This window comes from Neobacillus sp. OS1-2, from assembly GCF_030915505.1.
Taxonomy (GTDB): Bacteria; Bacillota; Bacilli; order Bacillales; family Cytobacillaceae; genus Neobacillus.
On the sequence record NZ_CP133265.1, the window covers coordinates 2,157,403 to 2,177,362 of the forward strand.

A 19,960-nucleotide genomic window follows, 5' to 3' on the forward strand; every position below is an offset into this window, starting at 1 on the left:
GTAAGGCTGGGTAGGAGGAGGAAGGCGCATGGGGCGGCCCTTTTTGCCCAACAGATCCAATTAGTATGATTTCTGAAACTATTCGTGCTATAATATAGGATAAATATGAATAGTCCTTCGGGGTCGGGTGAAAGTCCCAATCGACGGTGATGAAGAAATTCTAAGCCCGTGAGCCTTTTATAAAGGCAGGATTTGGTGTGAATCCAAAGCCGACAGTATAGTCTGGATGGGAGAAGGACGTTTGAGTACGCTTATTTCCTTATGAAGAAAAACACACTTCAAAAGGTTTATTTGTCGATGCTTATAACACGAAAACTCCTAACCACCCCGTAGACATATTCTATGGGGTTTTATTTTTGCGTAAAACCTCAAAATAATTTCATATGCAAAGTCCTTCGGGGTCGGGTGAAAGTCCCAATCGACGGTGATGAAGAAATTCTAAGCCCGTGAGCCTTTTTGTAAAGGTAGGATTTGGTGCAAATCCAAAGCCGACAGTATAGTCTGGATGGGAGAAGGACGTATGCGCAATGGTACCAGCTTGTGAAGAAAAAATAACCTTCAGTAGGCTTATTTAGTGTTGCCATTTTACATACTCTCCCTAAACTCCTTAGTTGACTTATTCTAAGGAGTTTTATTTTTGCAAAAAAGGAGGAGGGAATAAGATGACGGATGAGTTCTATATGGATTTTGCCTTGAAATTGGCCCAGGTTGCAGAAGGGCAAACGGCACCGAATCCTGTCGTGGGTGCAGTGATGGTAAAGGATGGCGAAATCATCGGATTTGGTGCCCATTTGAAGGCAGGAACCGAGCATGCTGAGGTTCATGCACTAAAAATGGCAGGAAGTCGGGCCAAGGGAAGTACTATTTATGTAACGCTTGAACCATGCAGTCATTATGGAAAAACACCTCCATGTGCGATGGCCTTAATAGAATCCGGTGTGGAACGTGTAGTCATCGCCTCTGTGGATCCCAATCCATTAGTTGCTGGCAAAGGAATTGCTCTTTTGCGAAATGCTGGGATTGAAGTGAAAACAGGCGCTTTAAAAGAAAAGGCAGATGCATTAAATGAGGCATTCTTTCATTTTATACAACAAAATAGACCTTTTGTGACATTGAAGCAGGCCATTACGCTGGATGGTAAGTTAGCGGCACAGCCAGGTTTTGGTGAAAAGATTACCGGCAGTGAGGTGCAGCAAGATGTGCACAATGATCGCGAGAAACAGGATGCCATTTTAGTTGGAATTGGTACCATCTTATCTGATAATCCAAGCCTCACAAATCGCTTGGGTAAGACGAAGAGACAACCAATTCGAATCATATTAGATACGCATTTAAAGATGCCGCATGATAAAAAAGTGATCACGGATGGCCAGTCACCAACGTGGATTGTCACCGGTTCGGATGCAGCGGCTGAAAAGATAGCTAGTTTTCACCAACCACATGTAAAAATCATCCAACTTTCAACGCGGGCCATCGATATTACCGAGCTGCTTGCGGAGCTTGGAAAACGTCAGGTGATGAAACTTTATGTAGAAGGTGGTAAAACCGTCAATGCCAGTTTTTTGAAATCAGGATTTGTAAACCAAATGATTACCTATGTTGCACCAAAGATTGTCGGCGGTAATCGGGCAGTTCCGATGTTTGCTGATTTAGATGTACAGCAAATGGAGTACGCTTACGAATTGAACTTTCAACAGGTAGAAGTGATTGGTGGAGACTTAAAAATAACGTCGGTACTGAAATGAGGTGACAATCATGTTTACAGGAATTGTAGAAGATTTAGGTAAGGTCAAAGCAATGAAAAATGGGCCTCATAGTATGCAGTTAACGATAGAATCCCAAAAAATGATTGAAGACATCCATTTGGGCGACAGTATTGCGGTAAACGGCGTCTGCTTAACCGTCACCTCTTTTTCGGCTGGCACCTTTACGGTTGATGTGATGCCGGAGACGGTAAAGGCAACCAATATCCGGTCGTTACAAATAGGCCACCCCGTCAATTTGGAACGGGCGATGCCGGCAAATGGCCGATTTGGCGGGCATTTTGTCTCCGGGCATGTGGATGGGACAGGCACCATTTTACGAAAAAGGAAAGTTGAAAATGCAGTATATGTTGATATCGGCATCAGCGAAGAACTGAGTAAATATTGCGTGCTAAAGGGATCAATTGCGATTGATGGAATCAGTTTAACCATTTTTGATGTAAAACCAACACAGTTGACCGTTTCACTTATTCCTCTTACTTTTAGTGAAACGATTCTAGGAATTAAAAGAGAGCAGGATGTCGTGAATATTGAAAATGACATGCTCGGAAAATATGTGATTCATCAGTTGGAACGAAAGAAAGAGAGTTCGCCGATTACGATGGATTTTTTAAGACAGAATGGATTCTAGAAAAGGCGGTGTATTGACAATGTTTCATACCATTGAAGAAGCAATGGAGGATTTGAAAAAGGGGAAAATCATTATCGTGGTCGATGATGAGAATCGTGAAAATGAAGGGGACTTTTTGGTGCTGGCCGATTATGCAACACCAGAGAATATTAACTTTATGGCTACACACGGCCGCGGCTTAATCTGCACCCCTATCACGAAGGAATTAGCGGCACGTCTCGATTTACATCCGATGGTTCAGCACAATACGGATAATCATCAAACGGCTTTTACAGTTAGTATTGATTATAAGGATACGACGACTGGTATTAGTGCCTTTGAGCGGTCTGAAACGATTTTACAACTGTTAGACGGGGAAGTCACCGGCACGGATTTTCGTCGGCCTGGTCATGTGTTCCCGCTTGTAGCCAAGGAAAACGGTGTTCTGGAGAGAAATGGACATACGGAAGCGGCAGTTGATTTTGCGAAGCTTTGCGGTGCGCAGCCTGCTGGGGTCATTTGCGAAATTATGAGTGATAACGGCGAAATGGCAAGGGTGCCAGAACTAATAAAATTTGCTGAAACGTACGATTTGAAGTTGGTGACGATTGCCGATTTAATCCGCTATCGTTATGAACATGAGCAGCTTGTAAAACGTGAGGCATCAGTGAAACTGCCAACATCCTTTGGCGAATTTCAGATGATTGGTTATTCTAATCAGCTAGATGGGAAAGAACATGTTGCTATCGTGAAAGGCGATATTCTTAAAGAGGAGGCGCCACTTGTTCGGATTCATTCTGAGTGTTTGACAGGGGACGTTTTTCATTCAAAACGTTGTGACTGTGGACCGCAATTGCATCTGTCATTAGAAATGATAGAAGAAGCGGGCCGTGGTGTCGTGCTCTACATGGAGCAAGAAGGCAGGGATATTGGTCTGCTAAATAAGTTAAAAGCCTATGAGTTGCAAGAGCAGGGGTATGATACAGTCGAAGCAAATGAGCAGTTAGGATTCCCGGCGGAAATGCGTGATTATGGGTTATCGGCGCAAATGCTCCGAGATTTAGGGATTACGAAGGTGCGTTTGATGACAAACAATCCTGAGAAACTGGAAGGCTTAACGAAATACGGCATTGAAGTGATAGAACGTGTGCCGCTTGAAGTGGCTGCTGTAGCAGAGAATAAACAGTATTTAATGACAAAAAAAGAAAAAATGAATCATATTTTAGCATAGGAGAGATGAAAAATGGGACAAGTATTTGAAGCACAATTAGTCGGAACGGATTTAAAAATTGGGATCGTGGTAGGAAGATTTAATGAATTTTTAACAAGCAAATTATTGGGCGGAGCAATGGATGGCTTGAAACGTCACGGTGTGTCTGAAGAAGATATAGATGTTGCTTGGGTGCCAGGGGCATTCGAGGTGCCGTTTATCGCGAAGAAGATGGCAGAAACGAAAAAATACGATGCGATCATCGGTCTGGGAACCGTTATTCGCGGATCTACTACTCACTACGATTACGTCTGTAATGAAGCAGCTAAAGGGATTGCGAGTGCTGGCTTAACAACAGGTGTGCCGGTTATGTTCGGCATTGTGACAACCGAAACCATTGAGCAAGCTATCGAGCGCTCTGGAACAAAATCAGGTAACAAAGGCTATGATGCGGCGGTATCGGCCATTGAAATGGCAAATTTGAATCGGTTGTTTTAATTTTTGGGACAGTCCCTCCGCAGCTAGAAAGCGGAGGGGACTGACCCATTTTCTATATCTATAATCGTCGTTTCAATTCATCATAAAAATTTTTGCATGTACCAATGCTTATAATTTTAACTTAACCTTAATCTTCAAAAGTTTCATACATTATTAATCCTCATCTTCCAAATTCTCTTTTAAATGGTCAAGTGTTATATATTCGCCCCGTTCAATTTCTTCATTCACTTCATGCGACATTTTTAGTAAGGCTTTGCCTAATTTTTTCTCGTTCAGGTAACTTCTTTTCAATTTCCTCAAAGGATAAACCTTCATTCTCCAAATCTTTACGAATCAAATCTTCCACATCATCGAAAAGGTCAGATTTATAAAGAATAATCCGGCCATCTGAATCCAAGCTTACCTTCAATTCACTGTATTTCTTAACTCTTTAGGTATTGTAATCTGTCCGCGGTCATTGGTCTGTACATCATACATCATCTGAATTCATCCTTTCAGTAAATCGGAATTGACGAATTCAGTGTAACACGAAATAGTGAAAGTGCGTTAAATCACGGAAAAAAATAGTAGGCGTGTTACTGATGAAAGCAGGATTGGTGCTTTTAATCGCTGTCATTACGGGAATTGTTAGCTTGCTTTATGAATCAGTCAAAGTTACGAATGGAGTAGAAGGCTATGCGTTTGTCGTCTTCTTGATCTGTATTACCATGTGGGGATTATTTAAATACCGTTCTGAACTATTCGAAGTTGCTTCAGCGGGGATGATACAAGGTCAACAAGTCGTTGAGAGAGTAACAACAAACTCATTTAGCAAAATGGGTGACGCTGGCGAAAAAGGTTTCAAGGGTGCAAAAAGAATGGTGGGGCAAGCATATAAAAATCATCAATATAAAAAGCGCCAAGAAGGATTTCAATCAGGTGAAGTAGGAACAGGACGGAAAACGGCTACAACTGCTACACCTGGTATAGAAACGAGTGGAGCCCGATCAAATCACCGAAATGCAGGGGGGAGAATACCCCACAAAAACAAGTATCAGGGAACAATCCAGGGCAACAAGCTACGGGTAAAGGTGGGAAAAATGCGGCCGCAGTATTGGCAGCAGGAACATCCCCACGCTCAGCTTCACGAAATGCTGGTGGTGCTATTGTGCATTTAGATGATTACAAAAGTGGAAAAGGTGAAGAGGCTAGTAAGAGTAGAAGTAATACTAATCAGGCGGCTCGAAATTCTAATCGAGAAGCTAGAAAAAACGAAGAGGTTAAACCTTCCTCTCACCGTAGTCCGTCAGGAAGAATGGACAGTAAAAATGAAGTAGCTGCTTCAAGAGAAAAACATCTCACTCAATGGGAAGCTCAACAACAGATTAAATCGCGAAATGCCAATCCACCTACTGAAAATGTAAAGAGATCAGAAAGTAGAGACCCAAGTGCCAAACAACGAAAATGATGTTGGAGAAAAGCATTATGTCGCAATTACATTTCATTTCATGAACAATGACTTGTTTCATTGCGTCGCAACTGCTTTTAGAAAGGGGAGAGCTTATGCAAGGTGTTTTGGAGAAAGGTGTAAAAGTTGCTAAAACCATAGCCGTTCTTAAAAACCCACTTACTTGGATAATTGCTGGTATCCTTCTTCTTCTCACACCTATTTTCGGAATTGCTTTATTTATTTCTATTAGCCTGGGTGGAGAGAATCAATTCGAATCGGGGATATCAGGAGAAGGAGCCGGAGGAACAGCGGAAGTATCAGCAGAAGCTTTACGATATGAGCCTCTTATACGGAAATATGCAGAAGAATATGGGGTTGGTGAATATGTAGGCCTTATCCTGGCTCTTATCCAACAAGAGTCAGGGGGAAGACATTTAGATGTGATGCAATCCTCAGAGTCAATCGGACTTCCTCCCGGAGCCATTACCGACCCTGAATATTCTATTCAAATTGGTGTGAAATATTTTGCCGAAGTGATGAAGCAAGCCAAAGGCGATATTAAATTAGCCTTGCAGTCGTACAATTTCGGAAATGGATTCATTGGCTACGCCTTGGAACGCGGGGGGTATTCCAAAGAAGTGGCCATGGAATTTAGCCAAATGATGGCTGCTAAATCGGGTTGGCCCCGATACGGAGACGTAAACTATGTTGATCATGTGCTTCGCTATTACAATTCTGGTGAGGGGAGCGTTGCAGTTAAGGGTAACGGTACACAATCGTTTGATGTGGAAGAAGTTCATCATATTATGAGGGAGTTTCTTGGCCTTCCTTATTTGTGGGGAGGCAGAACACCAGCAGCAGGAGGGTTTGATTGTTCGGGGTTAATAGAATATGCTTTTGCACAAGTCGGAATTGATCTGTCTGGAACAGCTCAATCCCAATACAACAAAACGATACCCGTTCCTGAAGATCAAATAAAGCCCGGTGATTTAGTCTTCTTCTCTACCTACAAACCAGGTGCGTCCCATGTTGGAATGTATGTGGGAGATGGGAAATTTATTAATTCGAATAGCGGTGATGGAACGTCCTATTCTTCTGTTGAACAATGGAAAAGCTTCTATCCCTTTTTAGGCTTTAGACGGATTCAGTAATGGAGGTGAGACGTCATAGAACCAAATAAAAAGAAAAATTATATTTTACTAATGCTTGGATTTATTGCTGCTGCTGTTTTTATTGTGTATGCCTTCAGTTTACGAACACAATTACAAGAAGTCAGAGGGAACCAAAGCAACTACGAAGAAAAGATCGCTTCCTTATCATCTATCCAAAACACGGAAGCATTAGAGGTAAACCGGAAATTTCTAACAAACTTTTTCACCTACCAAACGACCGCTGAACGATATAAGAACATTAAGTCTTTCATGACCGATCAGGGATATAAGGCAACCCACCCTTCGGGCATGGAACTTCCGAATTCGGACCAATCAGTTCAATCTTCAATGGTAGGATTAAAGCCTTTTGAATATCAATCTTCAAAAACAGAAGCCGAATTTTTTAATGAATTTAAGCTAAGTACAGAATTTAATAATGTTACCAACACGAAAACAGTCATTGTCAAAACGTTCTTGGTCTATGTGAAAGAGCAAGGCTGGAGAATAGATGATGTTGAGTTTGTCGGACAATTAACAGGTCGAGAATAAAACTCCAATCCATGATAAGGTGTTGGAGTTTTTTACTTAGTCCCCCAAAGCTGCAGACTGTTTCTGGCAATTAACTAATATGTTATTAAGGGAGATAACAATTGAAAGTTATTTTCCAGAGTGGCCCCTCATATAAGGGGTCCTACCAACAAAACGCGGTTACAACGTTAAGGACACAAATGCTGTTATATCAAGGGATTATGAGGTTTGTATCAATAGGAGAAACAACTCAATAACAGCAGTTAAAAGGTTTTAAATATCTCATATACATGTCTCAAAATCCCTTATCGTTGTTAAGTTAAACATTTTTACTTCTTAAAATTGCTTAACGTTGTAAATCGGCATTTTCGGGACTGTACCCCCATTTTCGCTGCTTTATTGAGCTGCCTGTAAGCCTGGATCCGAGTATAATAGGTCTATACCCTTTCCTGCTCGGAAAAAGCCATTCTGTGTCTTCTAGTGAAATATACAAACCATTGTGGACCCCAAAAAAGAGGGAGCAGCATTAAAGCTACTCCCTTTTTCCTAGTTGTTCATAAACTCCTGTAATGTCATGATCTTATCTAAGCCGTACTTATGCATATGATTAGATAAGATCTAGAAATTATGTTTTTTCTTATTATTTAAAATAAGTCTTTATTCCTTCATTAATAATTATTAATCCAATTATTAATGACACTGTTCGTATAACGAATTCTCCTACTAATAAATTTCCTATGACGTGTGTTACATCATAAACATGTCCTGTAATAATAATTGGGGCAACAGTAATTAAAATCCCAACAATAAGATTAATGATTAACAAAATTTTTTTTGGGTTTTTATTATTCATGTTTTATAACTCCTATTATTGTGTATAAATTCTTCCTTCCACATAGCAATATTTGTAGAAATTTGATGAATAGGAAAGATTAAAATTTACTGTTGCTGATGCTCCAACACCAACTGCTACTTCACCACCACCAGAAACGGTAGTAGTACCGTTATTAAAAAAATCTCCATTTACAATGTAAAAAATTCTTGCAGCAGTTTCTAGGTTAGAATAAACAGTGCCACCAAATTGTTTGGAAATTCCATTATAAGATCTATTCATACCAACATTTAAGATCGTAACTATTCCCCAGTAACCTCCTCCTTCACTTGTTTGCGTATAAAACTTCACAGACGGTTTGTATATGGATGTAACAGTAAATGATTGAGTTATTGTACGATATGTAGCTGCTAAAGTAGACACAGAAGATGTGCCTAAAGGAGAAATAGCTGACTCTAATATTTTTGAATTCTGGCTTGACATAAGTTGGTTTGCTGCTTGATTTTCAGATATCCCCTGATCAACTGCGATTTCTTTAACTATTTCATCAAAAGTTAGGACTTCACTAAATTTAGTATTTGGATCGTTTAAATCTATGGTACCACTAGTAGCTTTGTTACTTTTCAATTCATTTGCAAAAGATGGTTGAGCATACATGAAAATAAATCCTAAAGCCAAAACTGACACTAAAAATTTTCTTAACTTCAAAACTATCCCTTCTTTCTTTAAAGTAGACACTATTTTAATAATTAAAATTAATAGATTGAAATAATGTCCACTTAATAATAATCTTTGAATATATGGAAAACAATACATTTATATGAAATAAATGAAAATATTTATTAAAAAATGGAAAATAACATGATTTAATATACAATTATGTCTTATTTAGGCTTTTTTTGTTGGTATCCAACATTTTAGGCAATTATTAAGTTGTTATATACATGTCTCAAAATCCCTTATCGTTGTTAAGTTAAATATTTTTACTTCATAAAATTGCTTAACGTTGTAAATCGGCAATTTCGGGACTGTTCCCCAAAATGGGGGAGACCCATTTTAAGCTTTTAAGCTATTCTCTATTTGTTACAGCTTCCAGTTCTTGAATTTTTTTGTAATTCGATAATCTCCTTCTCTTTTGAAAAAATAATAGAATCCTTCTTTTCATTATCAATTCGCTCATGATCCAAAGTAACAAAATATCGTTTATCTCATTCTAAAGAAAACCACTAAAAGATAACTTACCGATTGACTTGAGTTCAGAAATAGCAGTTGTTTTGAAAAAGCAAAATAATTCTTACGGGATTTCCCTTTGGATAATTAACACTTCTGCAATTTTATTATAACAATCCAATTTTTTTACATAGCTGGTCGAAAAACTTCAGAAACCTAAGACCTTTCCCCTTTTAAGAAATGGAGACTTGCTTGAGCAATTTTATTTTCAAATAGCACAAAAGACTTTCAATAATAACTGATAAATCATCAAAAGGTATTTTTGGGGATTTTTTTTAGCAAAACATTTGTTATTTTATTATTTTTTGTAATAATTGACAAATATTTCAATGTCAATTATAGTAAAATAGAATTATATGAATATTTCAACCTACGAAATACAAAAAAGGGATTTTTAAGAGAAATGGAGGGATAATTTATATTACTTATTAACTATTGATTTACTATTTTATTTTTTTGGAGGATAAAAATGAAAAAAATATTGCTTACTGTAGGATTGATGCTTGTTTTTGGTATTGTTTCGAATGTTAATAGTACATACGCTAGCGCATCTGAGATTGACTCAAAAAATGTAGAAAATGAACAAATTATTGACTTTCAAAATGTAGAAAATGGACAAATTATTGAGTCAACAGTCCTCGAAAATGGAGGAACAAGAGAAATTATTAAAATATCAGATGATCCATATGCTAATGTTATGATGCCAATGGATGCAGGGAGATGGGATCTAATTGGAGATAGCTTGTTTAAGAGTAGATCTCAAACGGTTTATTCTCATGGTGGGGATTTTAAGCTTATTATTCACCAATATAAATATAGCGGTACTACATATATGTACAAATTGGTTGAGGAAGATCCTCTTTCGGAATTTTCGGTTGATGATTTTACTGGACCCAAATCTGTAGGGATATTTGAAGTCGTTTATCGTGGAATTAATGGTTGGGTTGATGGGGATGACGGCACAGCGGAGTTACATTTGTCAAAATTAACATATCCATTTGATGATGTTTATGTTCAATTTTGGGATTGATAGATATTTTTAAATAAAATGAATGCGTTAAAATAAATAACAGAACATGGTTCTGTTATTTATTTTATATGTTGAAAAACATTACTTATTGGCTTATCAACTTTCTTATGCTGGTCTTTTCTAATGAATTCTGTCGGGCTCCATATTCATTTTTACTTCAAACATATGAATGGAATCATTCCTAGGTTGCAAGGAAAATAAAATGTACATTGGAAAGAATTTGGACTATTTCAACGATATGTTTGAATCATTCTACCTTTTTCAATCCTAGCTAATTATCCGGATTATCCGGTTGTTAGGATTGAAAAAAACATCTTGGAAAAGTATGATTATAATGACTATAAGAAAAAGGGCAGTGACAATTAATAGTTTTTCTTTATTTTTAACTTTTTCATCCACTCTTTTTTGCTCTATTTCCTGCCTGTATTTTTTTTGAAGCTGTCTCCTTTTATCATCCAATCTCATAAGAATCACCATTATTAATTAAATTTTTATAAAATTTATAAAAAAGAGTTCTAATTACAAAAGAATTATTTACATTGAAAGTAATAAATAAAAACTTGCATACTTTTAGCTTCATAATAATTGGAGAAATTGACCAAAAGCACCCGTTACTTTAAAAAGTTGCATCATCTTAGATATTAAATACTCAAATCAAAATAAATTAAACTGGAAACTATAATATATCCAGATAAAAAAATACCTTTATTTAGATTAGACCAATTTTTCATCCAACCCCATCTTTTTCGGACTTTATCAAGCCAATATAAGTCTGCGATAACTGTTAAAGTAATAATAAGAAAGACTACGAAAGCACCCATTATTTATACTCCTTTTCCTTGTTATCCAATATATGCTAATACCAATTATAACATAAACATCATTTGATACAGATAGGTAAGGGTTTGAGGTTATCGCTCCCTTTTCCCCTGTTCACGGGACTAGTTGGGGTTGAGTCAGGAAGCGCATTTACAACGTTAAGGACACTTATAATAAATAGCCAATCTCTAAATTATAAAATGAGATTGGCTTAGACCTATATTTTAGTCCTAAAACTATTCTAAGGGGTACCAACAAATCAGAAAACGTATGCTAAGCAAATTTCGACATAAAAAAGCCGATTTTTCCCTACCAGGAAGTATCGGCTTTTTTTAAACCATTCACAAAGTTATAAGCATCCTAATTTATTCTTTTTTTATCTTTTCCTCTAATGATAATTTCATATGGATCTCCACCAATCTTACTTTGAATTTCCTCAGAATTTAAGAATTCATTAATTGTCTCTTCAATAATGCGAACCTTTTCATCCGCATCTTTATCGGTAGTATTTATTGATGTCTTTATAATAATTTGAAGAGGTGCTGGATGGAAGGAGTAAGCGAATCCAGTTACTTTATATTCCTTTTTTGCTGTTAATCCCTCAAATATCACATCAAATACTTCATTCCACTTGGATTCTTTCTCTCTTTGAGCAAGGTCTATTTTATTAGTCTTGATATCGTATGAGTCAATATTTTTTGCCTTTAGACTCTCATTTACAATTTTCTTTATTTCCTCTATCCTTTTCTCAGTGTTAGGAATATCTATGTGGATGATCACTTTGTCTGAGTTAGGAGAAAGATGTTGATACCCGTGGGAAAGCACATTAAATTGTAATTTAATCAATTGGTTATAACTTTGTTCCAACGCTTCGCTGATTGCTTGATCACGCTCAGGAATCGATGGAACTGGTTGATCAATTTGTCTTTCTACTTTTATTTTATATCCATCATAGTCATTCGTTTTTAATATATTGGCTGCAATTTTCTCCACTTCTTCATGAACATCCTGAAAATATTGTTTCGATCCATCGATAGATATGAAAATATGCTTGCCATTTCCACCTAGTCCAGCTATTTTATAACCCTTTCGTTCCAATTCCTTCCATATAGTACGATTTATAGGCTCTGAATGAAATATTTTATTTAAATATGGGATTTTTGACGCTACCTCCGCCATTGCAGGAGAAATAAAGGCTGAACCGATAAATAAACCAACTAATATTACCAACGCAATGCCGGAATATGTTAACCTCCGAATCACACTTCCTTTATTCGCATGGTTGGATAGGATAAGGTTTTTGATTTTCTCTATGGATCCCAATGTTTCAATATCAGTTATAATTCGTTTTTTTAATTCTTGTTTTTGTTTTGTTTTCCACATTAAATCAGAATTTAACTTTCTTAAGGAATCATCAAGATCAGTATCTTCAAACGGTTTCTTCATCCCAATATCCCTCCTTTATTAGTTGCCTTTTTAGCGCTGGAATTGCCCTGAAAAGCATTGATTTCACTTTACTCTCAGACCAATTTAATATCTTCGCAGTATCCTCAATAGAAAAACCTTTGATCTTTCTTAAAATGATTACCTTTCTGTATGTATCTTTAAGTTCGCCTAATGCTTTATAAAGTTCATATGATTCCTCTTTAATTTGAAGCATTTCTTCTGGCAATGGGGTATTGTCATTTTGTAATAGAAATATTTCTTTTAAAAAAAGGCTAGGTTTACGCTTTCTTAAAAAATCAACTGTTAAATTATGAGCAATACTAAATAGCCATGTTTTTTCGCTGGAGTGATGTTTAAATGAATCATAATATAAATACGCTTTAACAAAAGTATCATGGGTCAAGTCCTCTGCCTGTTGATAATCCCTAACCATCAATAAAATAAAACTTAAAATAGATTTACTATGCTGATCATACCAATCTGCAATTTCTTCTTTTCTGTACACGGACAATTTCCATCCCTCCTTTCTTGGATGTTCAATGCTTAGACGTAATAGCTAAAAAAACGTTGTGTTTTTGAATCACTTTTTAAAAATGGGATAATTCTCAAAAAGGATTACCCTGTTTTATTGTTCAAAAACTCATCAATTTATGAACACTTATTAATTATACTGGTTTTCTAGCTGTGACTTTAAGAGATAAATTGCACCCATTTCAAACGATAAATTGCATTAAAAATGGGTGGTCAGATTTGTACTGGCCACCCGTTTACTTAGTCGTTCGATCCAATGACTAAAATGTCCTGAACTGTTGTAAGAATCTCTTCTCCACCAAGATCTTCACATCTTTCTTTGATTTTCATACTGGGTATTTTGCATATCCCCCCGAAAAGGTTTACTATGAAACCCCGTTTTAAATTTTCCATCTAAGGCATAATGACAGGGCTCTTGCTGTAGACTGCAATAATTTGTAATGGGGGTCCGTCAGGAAATCGGATTTACAACGCTAAGCCCATTTTCCTGATGGTACCCCTAAAAGAAATAACAAATTCCTCTTCACATAAAGGCCCTAAGAACTTTCTTAGGGCCTTTGGTTATTTCAAAACATTTGCACTGTGGAATTATCGTGAAATCCCAGGTATCTGTTCCGTGTTCTCAAAAACCAGCAATTAAATTCTTTCTAATTTAGAACTATTAATCCTGTAAACCACGTCACATATTTTTATATCTTCTTGATTGTGGCTCGTTAGCAGTATAGTCCGTCCTTCTTCTTTAAAACCAATTAATAAGTCACGCACTCTTTTAACACTATCAATATCTAAAGCATTGAATGGTTCATCTAAAATTAAGACTTCCTGATTTTCCATAATTGCCTGACATATAGCTAACTTCTGCTTCATCCCTAAGGAGTAATTCTTAGCCTTTTGAGTATAATTTGGATCTAAACCAACTATCTTCATTGTTTCAATGATCTGTTTGTCATCTACTACTCCTTGTATTAAAGATAATTCTTTTAAATTTTCAAAACCAGTTTTATTTGCAATAAAGCCAGGGCGATCTATAATAACCCCAAAATTCTCCGGAAACCTCTTATCCTTCCCTATCTCCGAACCTTGAATTGATATCGTCCCTTTGTCTGGGAAAATAAATCCACAAATCATTTTAAATAGAACTGATTTACCGGAACCATTCGGACCCACAAATCCATAAATCTTTCCTTTTTCAATATCTAAATTCACATTTTCAAACAAAGCATTTCCCTTAAAGCTTTTACTTACTTCGTTTACTGAAATCAAAGACAATATCATCGCCCCCACTTACATTTTTATACTTTTAGTGAAAAGGTATTTTATTACAGAATAAATAACAAAACTAGAAATTAATAAAACCAACGTTATTCGCAATGGCGAAAAATACTCCAAGTATACCAAGCTATTTAAGCCTACAGGAATTACACCTAACTGATTAATTCCCGGCAACATTATGATCATAAAAATACTCATTATAACGATCCCATGACTCGCATCTTTTCTAGTCCACGAAAAGATGAATACAAACAAGATATAGACAACAATTTGTAAAAATCCATTTATTAAAAAGTGATAAAAAACAGTGTACAGAGGCGCATCAAACACCGTCAACTTATATTGAATTTCTCTACCTGTAAATAACCCCACTGTCACAGACAATATCATAAAAAGCAATAACAAGAAGATTACTCTTAATAAAATTCTTCTAAACCAACTCCAAAACCACTTTTTTAAACTTCTAAAACGGATAATCTTATAAAACCCCAAACTATCTAACTCTTTACTTATATCGAAATTCACTAAATATACTAACCCGAAAAATACGATTGAGTAGTAGAAAAATGAAGAATATGAAAAACTCTCTGAACTAGTCCCTCTAAAGGACATTACCCAAACATCTAATATAGTCCCCTCAGTTGGACCTAAATTGTTGGACGAAGAAATAATCCCCAGCAGACATAAAGATATGTAGATTAAATGAGATAGATATGGTTTTACTGATTGAAAGTACCTTTTTTTATTTAAATCAATCATCAATAAATATAAGGTAAACACTATTATTTGAACCGCAAGAATGCCTAATCCTTTTAGTGCAGGATTAAATGAATGAATATATTTTGTAATAGAAAAATAGGTGGTAGGTGATAAGTAGGCATATTCACTAGGTAATAATTTAAAACCTACCAAACCTCCAATAAACAGAATTACACACATTATTAGAAGGAGATTTATTTTTTTTATAGTTACATAAACTAATGACAAAAACACATGTAACATGGATATCGCAAAAATAAACAAAACCAACTGTAAAATAAATACCGTTAAAGGAGTTGAAAAAATGACAACAACCTCATTAAGTGTATTATAAAGATTATTGGAATTACTAAACTGACTCCAGCTCCAAGAATGAGGCAACCCAATGGTTAAAAATTGACACATAAAAACCCAAATCAACAAAAATATAGAGGATTTTATCCAAAATCTCTTAAGTGAACGAAAAACCCATTTTTGCATCGATCCTACACGAATCAATATTTCATGATTAAAATCATCCAAGATAGTTGTAGTCGAGAAAAATAACATTAAAGGAACGACAAAATAAACAATCATATACATATCGTTGAACAAATTTAAGGAAATATCCCACCCATTTATATTTACACCATCAAAAATAGCGTTCTCTACGATTCGCTTCTTCAACACGGTACCGTAGAAATAGATAAGGACACCCAGCACTAACCATTTCAAACTTATTAATTCTTCAAAATACCTGGCTATGGATAATTTTATATTTGTCATTCTTATATCATCCATTCGTCCCTATTACGAACTACTAATATATATATAATACTTGCCACTATTATCAGGAAAGTAAAAGGTACCATTGTGGTCCACAACTCCTGTTGTTCAATATTGAATGGGAATATAGTACTTAGAGGAGAAAATCGCGCTACACCAAATACACCCGCAACAAAATTAAAAACATGATAAAACAGAAATGGAACGGATAAAGCAACAAAAGGTCGCCTTATAATAAGCATTAGTAAGAATGAAATAGTTGTGTATAGGACAGCATTTAAAGCCACCCATATTGAATAAACTAAACCGTAAACCAAATCTCCATACTTTAAAAATTGAGAAAAGGTAACACTACTACTGTAATTTCCTTCCAAGGGTGGAGAAAGAGCTACTAATTGTAAATAATTTGGTTCAATGAATACCGCAAATACAAACGAAAAAAAGACCATTAAAAATAAAATAAAACCTGTTAAGAATGCGTTTATTATACCCTTAGTAAGGATATAAAGGTTTAAGGGTATTCTAGTGCGAGTGTATGTAATAAAATTATTTTTCTGCTCTTGTACAAAGTCTGGTAGATAAATGAAAACTACCAGTACAGGAAAGATCAACGGAATAAATAATCCCACCATTTCTTGAAACACTTCCACAGAATAAGAATAATAGTACCCTTCCATGACGGGGTAGAATGAACTTAGTGGTATTACCAGAATAATAATTAGCCACTTTATTATATTTTTAATCTTGATAGCACGTTTGAGTTCAATCCATAGCTGACCTGTTAACATTATTATTACCCCTATCTACTTTTTTATAAAATTAGACTTCTATACAACTTTATATTATTTATATATACTTTTCAATATTTGGTGTTTGTAAACAAAAATGGAAGAAACCCTTTAATTTTTCCATTTCTTACATCTATAATAATACCAATCTCATATAATAAGTGAGGTAATACAAAATAAAGGAGATATACATATGAAAAAAGTTAAAAGTCTAGTTCTTGGGTCAGCTCTAGCACTACTCGTTACAGGAGGTGTCGTTCAGGCAGGTGAAAATTGGGTAGGATATAATAAAGATGTAGGTGCTTTTAACGGTTCTGCATACACTGGTTATGTAGGAATGACCGGTTACTTAACAACTGGAGAGAGGATTGCTTTTGTAAGTTCCAATGTGGGAGGCGACTACACCGTAGATATTAGGGCTCAAAGAAGCGGTGGTATTGACCCAAATACTAGCTGGATACGGAATGTCGGAGATAATGTCAAAGGGTCATGGGAAAGAGTTTATTTGAACCAGGAAGGTGAGGGGTATAGACTTCAATTTAGTAATGATCTATCCACACCAGTAAAAGTAAATGTTACAGGAACTTTTAAGACTTATTAATGATTGCTATGAAATTGGTGGTTATATTAGATAAGTAGACATGTGAAGTTGCAGTTGCAAAAAAAGGTTCTAAGACACAAAATGTCTTAGGACCTGCAGTCTGTTGAAAAAGTATATTATCAATAGATAAAATAGTAAAAAAGTTTTTAAATCTCCTCGAAGCAATATAAAAGAGGAGGTTTTTTATGCTATTCACAGATTCTCCTCAACAAGTTGAACAGAATCGAAGGTTTTATCTCCAAATGTATGATTCTACCCATCCTTTAGTTATGATTGATCAAACGATGAATTGGTATGATCTTTAGGAAAAACTAAAACCCTATTTGACGCTTACAATAGTGGTTGTTGCTTGTGCCGTATCAGCTTTATGAATTTGGCGCTATGGGGAGATTCCAAATTCCTTAAAATGATAATACGTAAGCATACTTCCGAATAACATGACTACCAGCAATAAAGGTGAAAAGTAGAGAAAAGAAGATACTAGAGGTTTGGTTTTTACATTTTTTTGTTTAATTGCATGGCTATGTTCACCTGTAAATCAAGATAAAGATTGAAAAGCCAAGAAAGTTTTAACGGTTGTTGAATAGGGGAACTATTACCTTAGCAGATTCCAGTATAGATATTTAACTAAGCATATAATTTACATTATATACATTCAACCTTCCAAAATGGTATGATATACTCGTCATATAATAGTTACTTTCGATTCTATTTTATATGATTTTCCGATGATTAAACTCAGCATATAAGTCAAGAGGTGAGAAATGTGATTGAGGAATATATTTCTAAACTAGAAAAAGAAGACAAATCTCCGAAAACCGTTATTTCTTATCGGAATGATATCCATAAATTTTTGGAGGATTTACATATTCAGCCAGATCAATTTGTGACAGCAACAGATGTAAGAAAGTGGATCAGTGGCATGTTAAATCAACAAGAAGGAAAACCATTAGCGATTACCACCATTAATCGCAGGTTAAATGCTTTGCGCAGTTTTTATTCCTGGGCAGTTAAACATAAGAAGCTGCAGCATAACCCGATGGAAGAAATTCAGGATATCAAATCGGCTGATGAAGATTCTGAAAAAATCATGTGGCTGACAGAAGAAGAGTTTGAAGATCTATTGAATCGTGTAAGAAAGACACCGGTCCGAAGCAGAGGAGTAAATCCTGAAGAAAAGTATCGCCGAGATCGAGCGATTATTTATTTATTGACCTATGCTGGTTTGAGGGTGGATGAACTATCTAACTTAAGGTTAACCGATCTTGATTTGGAACTAAAACGTATTCGGATAGTTGGGAAAGGCCGGAAGATTCGGACGGTACCTATGTCTAATATCTTGTGGCAGGAACTGTACGATTGGTTGATTTTTAGAGGAGAGATGGCTAACAAGAAAGTACATGTAGAAGATTCTCCTTATGTATTCTACAGCCAACGGTCATCCCAATTTACCGTTCGTGGGATCCAGACGATGATTGAAAATTACAGTTTACCGAAGAAAAAATTAACACCTCATATGTTCAGGCATACATTTTGTAAATGGATGTTGAAAGCCACGAATAATGACATTGAAAAGGTGAGAAGGTTGGCCGGCCATAGTAACATTTCAACTACTGCGCGGTATTTAAAGGATTCTTATAGTGATTTGGCGGATGCCGTTGAAGCTATGCCAAAATTTTAATCTCTTATGTAAAGGAAATATAATTCCTTAATACGGGAATCGAACAAAATGGGGTACCGTCAGGAAAATGCGGATTGGCGGCGCTAAGCCCTTTTCCTAAACGATTCCCCTTATTAAACTAACAAAGACTCAAAAATATAAAATTAAAGTTTATATCATCAAAAAAGAACCAGAATAATTTTTATCTGACTCTTTTTGAATGATTTTTATAAGCGAAACAAAAGTGCCTTTCAGATGGAGATTCGCCCCTCTATACCATGACTGAACTTATTCTTCTGCATTCCTAACCCAGCAGTTTCCTTGACGTATGGTAAGTGCCATATAGACGGTCTTGGTTAATATGATTTTGGCGATTCTGCCAGCATCATATAAACTGGATTAAATCTTACCAGAGTATTGGGATAAATAATTTAGGCCTAAATTATACCACTGCGCTATTAGCGCTTTCGTACAAAGCAACAGAATTGTTAATTTCAAGCTGGTATAATCCTAAATTTGTTAGTTTTAATATGAATTGTTCCTCAATTGGAGTTACAATTTCCATTACACCATCTTTATCCAACATAAAAAAAGCTGGTAAAAAGCCGATTTCTAAGTCTTTAATGAAGTTATCTTTATAATATAGTATTTGAAAATCTTGTTGAATCAAAGAAAGATATTCTTTTACTGCAAGATCATTTTCATGTAAAAATACATAATAGTCTTTAGATGAAATTATTTTTGAACTAATACTTAAAAAGTTTTCAAAATGTGACATACAAGCAGGACAAGAACTACTAATTAAAATTCCTAGTAAGTGATTGCTCGTGATACTTTTAATATCTAAATTACATTTACCATCATTCACCTCGACAGAATTAACTTTTTTTCCAATGGTGTTAGCTTGAAAGATATGATGTTCTTTTTTCTTTGAAAGTGATTTCTTAACACTTTTAATATTTTTTATTACTACAAAAAGAATAACAAAAACAATTAGTAGAAGGATTATATTAATATAATTTAACATTATGTTTCCCC

Annotated in this window: 21 protein-coding genes and 2 riboswitches; of the genes, 11 read left to right on the forward strand and 10 right to left on the reverse strand. The window is 35.6% G+C overall.

The window, feature by feature from the left end; translation table 11 throughout:
• Positions 1-109 precede the first annotated feature (109 nt).
• A riboswitch (FMN riboswitch) is annotated at positions 110-242 on the forward strand.
• Positions 243-387: 145 nt separating this feature from the next.
• Positions 388-521, forward strand: a riboswitch (FMN riboswitch).
• Between the two features lie 141 nt (positions 522-662).
• The 4 genes from ribD to ribE (RCG19_RS10680) are packed head-to-tail and all read left to right on the forward strand — an operon-like array spanning position 663 to position 4,081.
• Positions 663-1,745: a bifunctional diaminohydroxyphosphoribosylaminopyrimidine deaminase/5-amino-6-(5-phosphoribosylamino)uracil reductase RibD gene (gene ribD / locus RCG19_RS10665; RefSeq protein WP_308110751.1), complete on the forward strand. Its 1,083-nt coding sequence runs from the start codon at positions 663-665 to the stop codon at positions 1,743-1,745.
• A 10-nt stretch (positions 1,746-1,755) separates the two neighbouring features.
• Complete coding sequence (gene ribE / locus RCG19_RS10670; RefSeq protein ID WP_308110752.1) at positions 1,756-2,394, forward strand: riboflavin synthase; 639 nt, start codon at positions 1,756-1,758, stop codon at positions 2,392-2,394.
• 19 nt (positions 2,395-2,413) lie between these two features.
• A complete protein-coding gene (locus RCG19_RS10675; protein ID WP_308110753.1) occupies positions 2,414-3,604 on the forward strand; it encodes a bifunctional 3,4-dihydroxy-2-butanone-4-phosphate synthase/GTP cyclohydrolase II in 1,191 nt (396 codons plus the stop codon).
• Positions 3,605-3,616: 12 nt separating this feature from the next.
• Positions 3,617-4,081 (forward strand): 6,7-dimethyl-8-ribityllumazine synthase, encoded by a 465-nt coding sequence (gene ribE / locus RCG19_RS10680; protein WP_166246228.1) that lies wholly within the window; start codon positions 3,617-3,619, stop codon positions 4,079-4,081.
• Between the two features lie 153 nt (positions 4,082-4,234).
• On the opposite strand, the gene RCG19_RS10685 is transcribed toward ribE (RCG19_RS10680), so the two are convergent.
• On the reverse strand, positions 4,235-4,381 hold the full coding sequence (locus RCG19_RS10685; protein WP_308110754.1) for a hypothetical protein: 147 nt from the start codon (positions 4,379-4,381) through the stop codon (positions 4,235-4,237).
• Positions 4,382-4,662: 281 nt separating this feature from the next.
• Here RCG19_RS10685 and RCG19_RS10690 point away from each other — a divergent pair, with 281 nt between their 5' ends.
• The 4 genes from RCG19_RS10690 to RCG19_RS10705 all read left to right on the forward strand — a co-directional run bounded on the left by RCG19_RS10690 (position 4,663) and on the right by RCG19_RS10705 (position 7,210).
• Positions 4,663-5,238, forward strand: a complete 576-nt coding sequence (locus tag RCG19_RS10690; protein ID WP_308110755.1) for a hypothetical protein — start codon at positions 4,663-4,665, stop codon at positions 5,236-5,238.
• The gene (locus RCG19_RS10695) at positions 5,229-5,528 is read left to right on the forward strand and encodes a hypothetical protein (protein ID WP_308110756.1); all 300 of its coding nucleotides are present in this window, start codon (positions 5,229-5,231) and stop codon (positions 5,526-5,528) included. Before RCG19_RS10690 ends, RCG19_RS10695 begins: the two co-directional genes overlap by 10 nt.
• Before the next feature lie 95 nt (positions 5,529-5,623).
• Positions 5,624-6,661 carry a bifunctional lytic transglycosylase/C40 family peptidase gene (locus RCG19_RS10700; RefSeq protein WP_308110757.1) on the forward strand — a complete coding sequence of 346 codons (1,038 nt, stop codon included), beginning with the start codon at positions 5,624-5,626 and terminating at the stop codon, positions 6,659-6,661.
• A gap of 51 nt (positions 6,662-6,712) precedes the next feature.
• A complete protein-coding gene (locus tag RCG19_RS10705) occupies positions 6,713-7,210 on the forward strand; it encodes a hypothetical protein (RefSeq protein ID WP_308110758.1) in 498 nt (165 codons plus the stop codon).
• Positions 7,211-7,829: 619 nt separating this feature from the next.
• Here RCG19_RS10705 and RCG19_RS10710 read toward each other — a convergent pair.
• Together RCG19_RS10710 and RCG19_RS10715 are read right to left on the reverse strand one after the other, a co-directional pair.
• Positions 7,830-8,042: a hypothetical protein gene (locus RCG19_RS10710; protein WP_308110759.1), complete on the reverse strand. Its 213-nt coding sequence runs from the start codon at positions 8,040-8,042 to the stop codon at positions 7,830-7,832.
• Positions 8,043-8,057: 15 nt separating this feature from the next.
• Complete coding sequence (locus tag RCG19_RS10715) at positions 8,058-8,729, reverse strand: hypothetical protein (protein ID WP_308110760.1); 672 nt, start codon at positions 8,727-8,729, stop codon at positions 8,058-8,060.
• Positions 8,730-9,720: 991 nt separating this feature from the next.
• On the opposite strand from RCG19_RS10715, the gene RCG19_RS10720 reads away from it, so the two are divergent.
• Positions 9,721-10,281 carry a hypothetical protein gene (locus tag RCG19_RS10720; protein WP_308110761.1) on the forward strand — a complete coding sequence of 187 codons (561 nt, stop codon included), beginning with the start codon at positions 9,721-9,723 and terminating at the stop codon, positions 10,279-10,281.
• 641 nt (positions 10,282-10,922) lie between these two features.
• On the opposite strand, the gene RCG19_RS10725 is transcribed toward RCG19_RS10720, so the two are convergent.
• From RCG19_RS10725 to RCG19_RS10750, 6 genes are all read right to left on the reverse strand, one after another.
• Complete coding sequence (locus tag RCG19_RS10725; RefSeq protein WP_308110762.1) at positions 10,923-11,102, reverse strand: hypothetical protein; 180 nt, start codon at positions 11,100-11,102, stop codon at positions 10,923-10,925.
• A 358-nt stretch (positions 11,103-11,460) separates the two neighbouring features.
• Positions 11,461-12,546 (reverse strand): DUF4030 domain-containing protein, encoded by a 1,086-nt coding sequence (locus tag RCG19_RS10730; protein ID WP_308110763.1) that lies wholly within the window; start codon positions 12,544-12,546, stop codon positions 11,461-11,463.
• Positions 12,530-13,051: an RNA polymerase sigma factor gene (locus RCG19_RS10735; RefSeq protein WP_308110764.1), complete on the reverse strand. Its 522-nt coding sequence runs from the start codon at positions 13,049-13,051 to the stop codon at positions 12,530-12,532. Before RCG19_RS10735 ends, RCG19_RS10730 begins: the two co-directional genes overlap by 17 nt.
• Before the next feature lie 662 nt (positions 13,052-13,713).
• On the reverse strand, positions 13,714-14,352 hold the full coding sequence (locus RCG19_RS10740) for an ATP-binding cassette domain-containing protein (RefSeq protein WP_374049593.1): 639 nt from the start codon (positions 14,350-14,352) through the stop codon (positions 13,714-13,716).
• A gap of 9 nt (positions 14,353-14,361) precedes the next feature.
• Positions 14,362-15,873 carry a hypothetical protein gene (locus tag RCG19_RS10745; protein ID WP_308110766.1) on the reverse strand — a complete coding sequence of 504 codons (1,512 nt, stop codon included), beginning with the start codon at positions 15,871-15,873 and terminating at the stop codon, positions 14,362-14,364.
• A 2-nt stretch (positions 15,874-15,875) separates the two neighbouring features.
• Complete coding sequence (locus tag RCG19_RS10750) at positions 15,876-16,661, reverse strand: ABC transporter permease (RefSeq protein WP_308110767.1); 786 nt, start codon at positions 16,659-16,661, stop codon at positions 15,876-15,878.
• A 193-nt stretch (positions 16,662-16,854) separates the two neighbouring features.
• Here RCG19_RS10750 and RCG19_RS10755 point away from each other — a divergent pair, with 193 nt between their 5' ends.
• Entirely contained in the window at positions 16,855-17,262 is a 408-nt protein-coding gene (locus RCG19_RS10755; RefSeq protein WP_308110768.1) for a hypothetical protein, read from the forward strand.
• Positions 17,263-18,028: 766 nt separating this feature from the next.
• Complete coding sequence (locus RCG19_RS10760; protein WP_308110769.1) at positions 18,029-18,943, forward strand: tyrosine-type recombinase/integrase; 915 nt, start codon at positions 18,029-18,031, stop codon at positions 18,941-18,943.
• Positions 18,944-19,364: 421 nt separating this feature from the next.
• On the opposite strand, the gene RCG19_RS10765 is transcribed toward RCG19_RS10760, so the two are convergent.
• On the reverse strand, positions 19,365-19,949 hold the full coding sequence (locus tag RCG19_RS10765) for a hypothetical protein (RefSeq protein ID WP_308110770.1): 585 nt from the start codon (positions 19,947-19,949) through the stop codon (positions 19,365-19,367).
• Positions 19,950-19,960 lie beyond the last annotated feature (11 nt).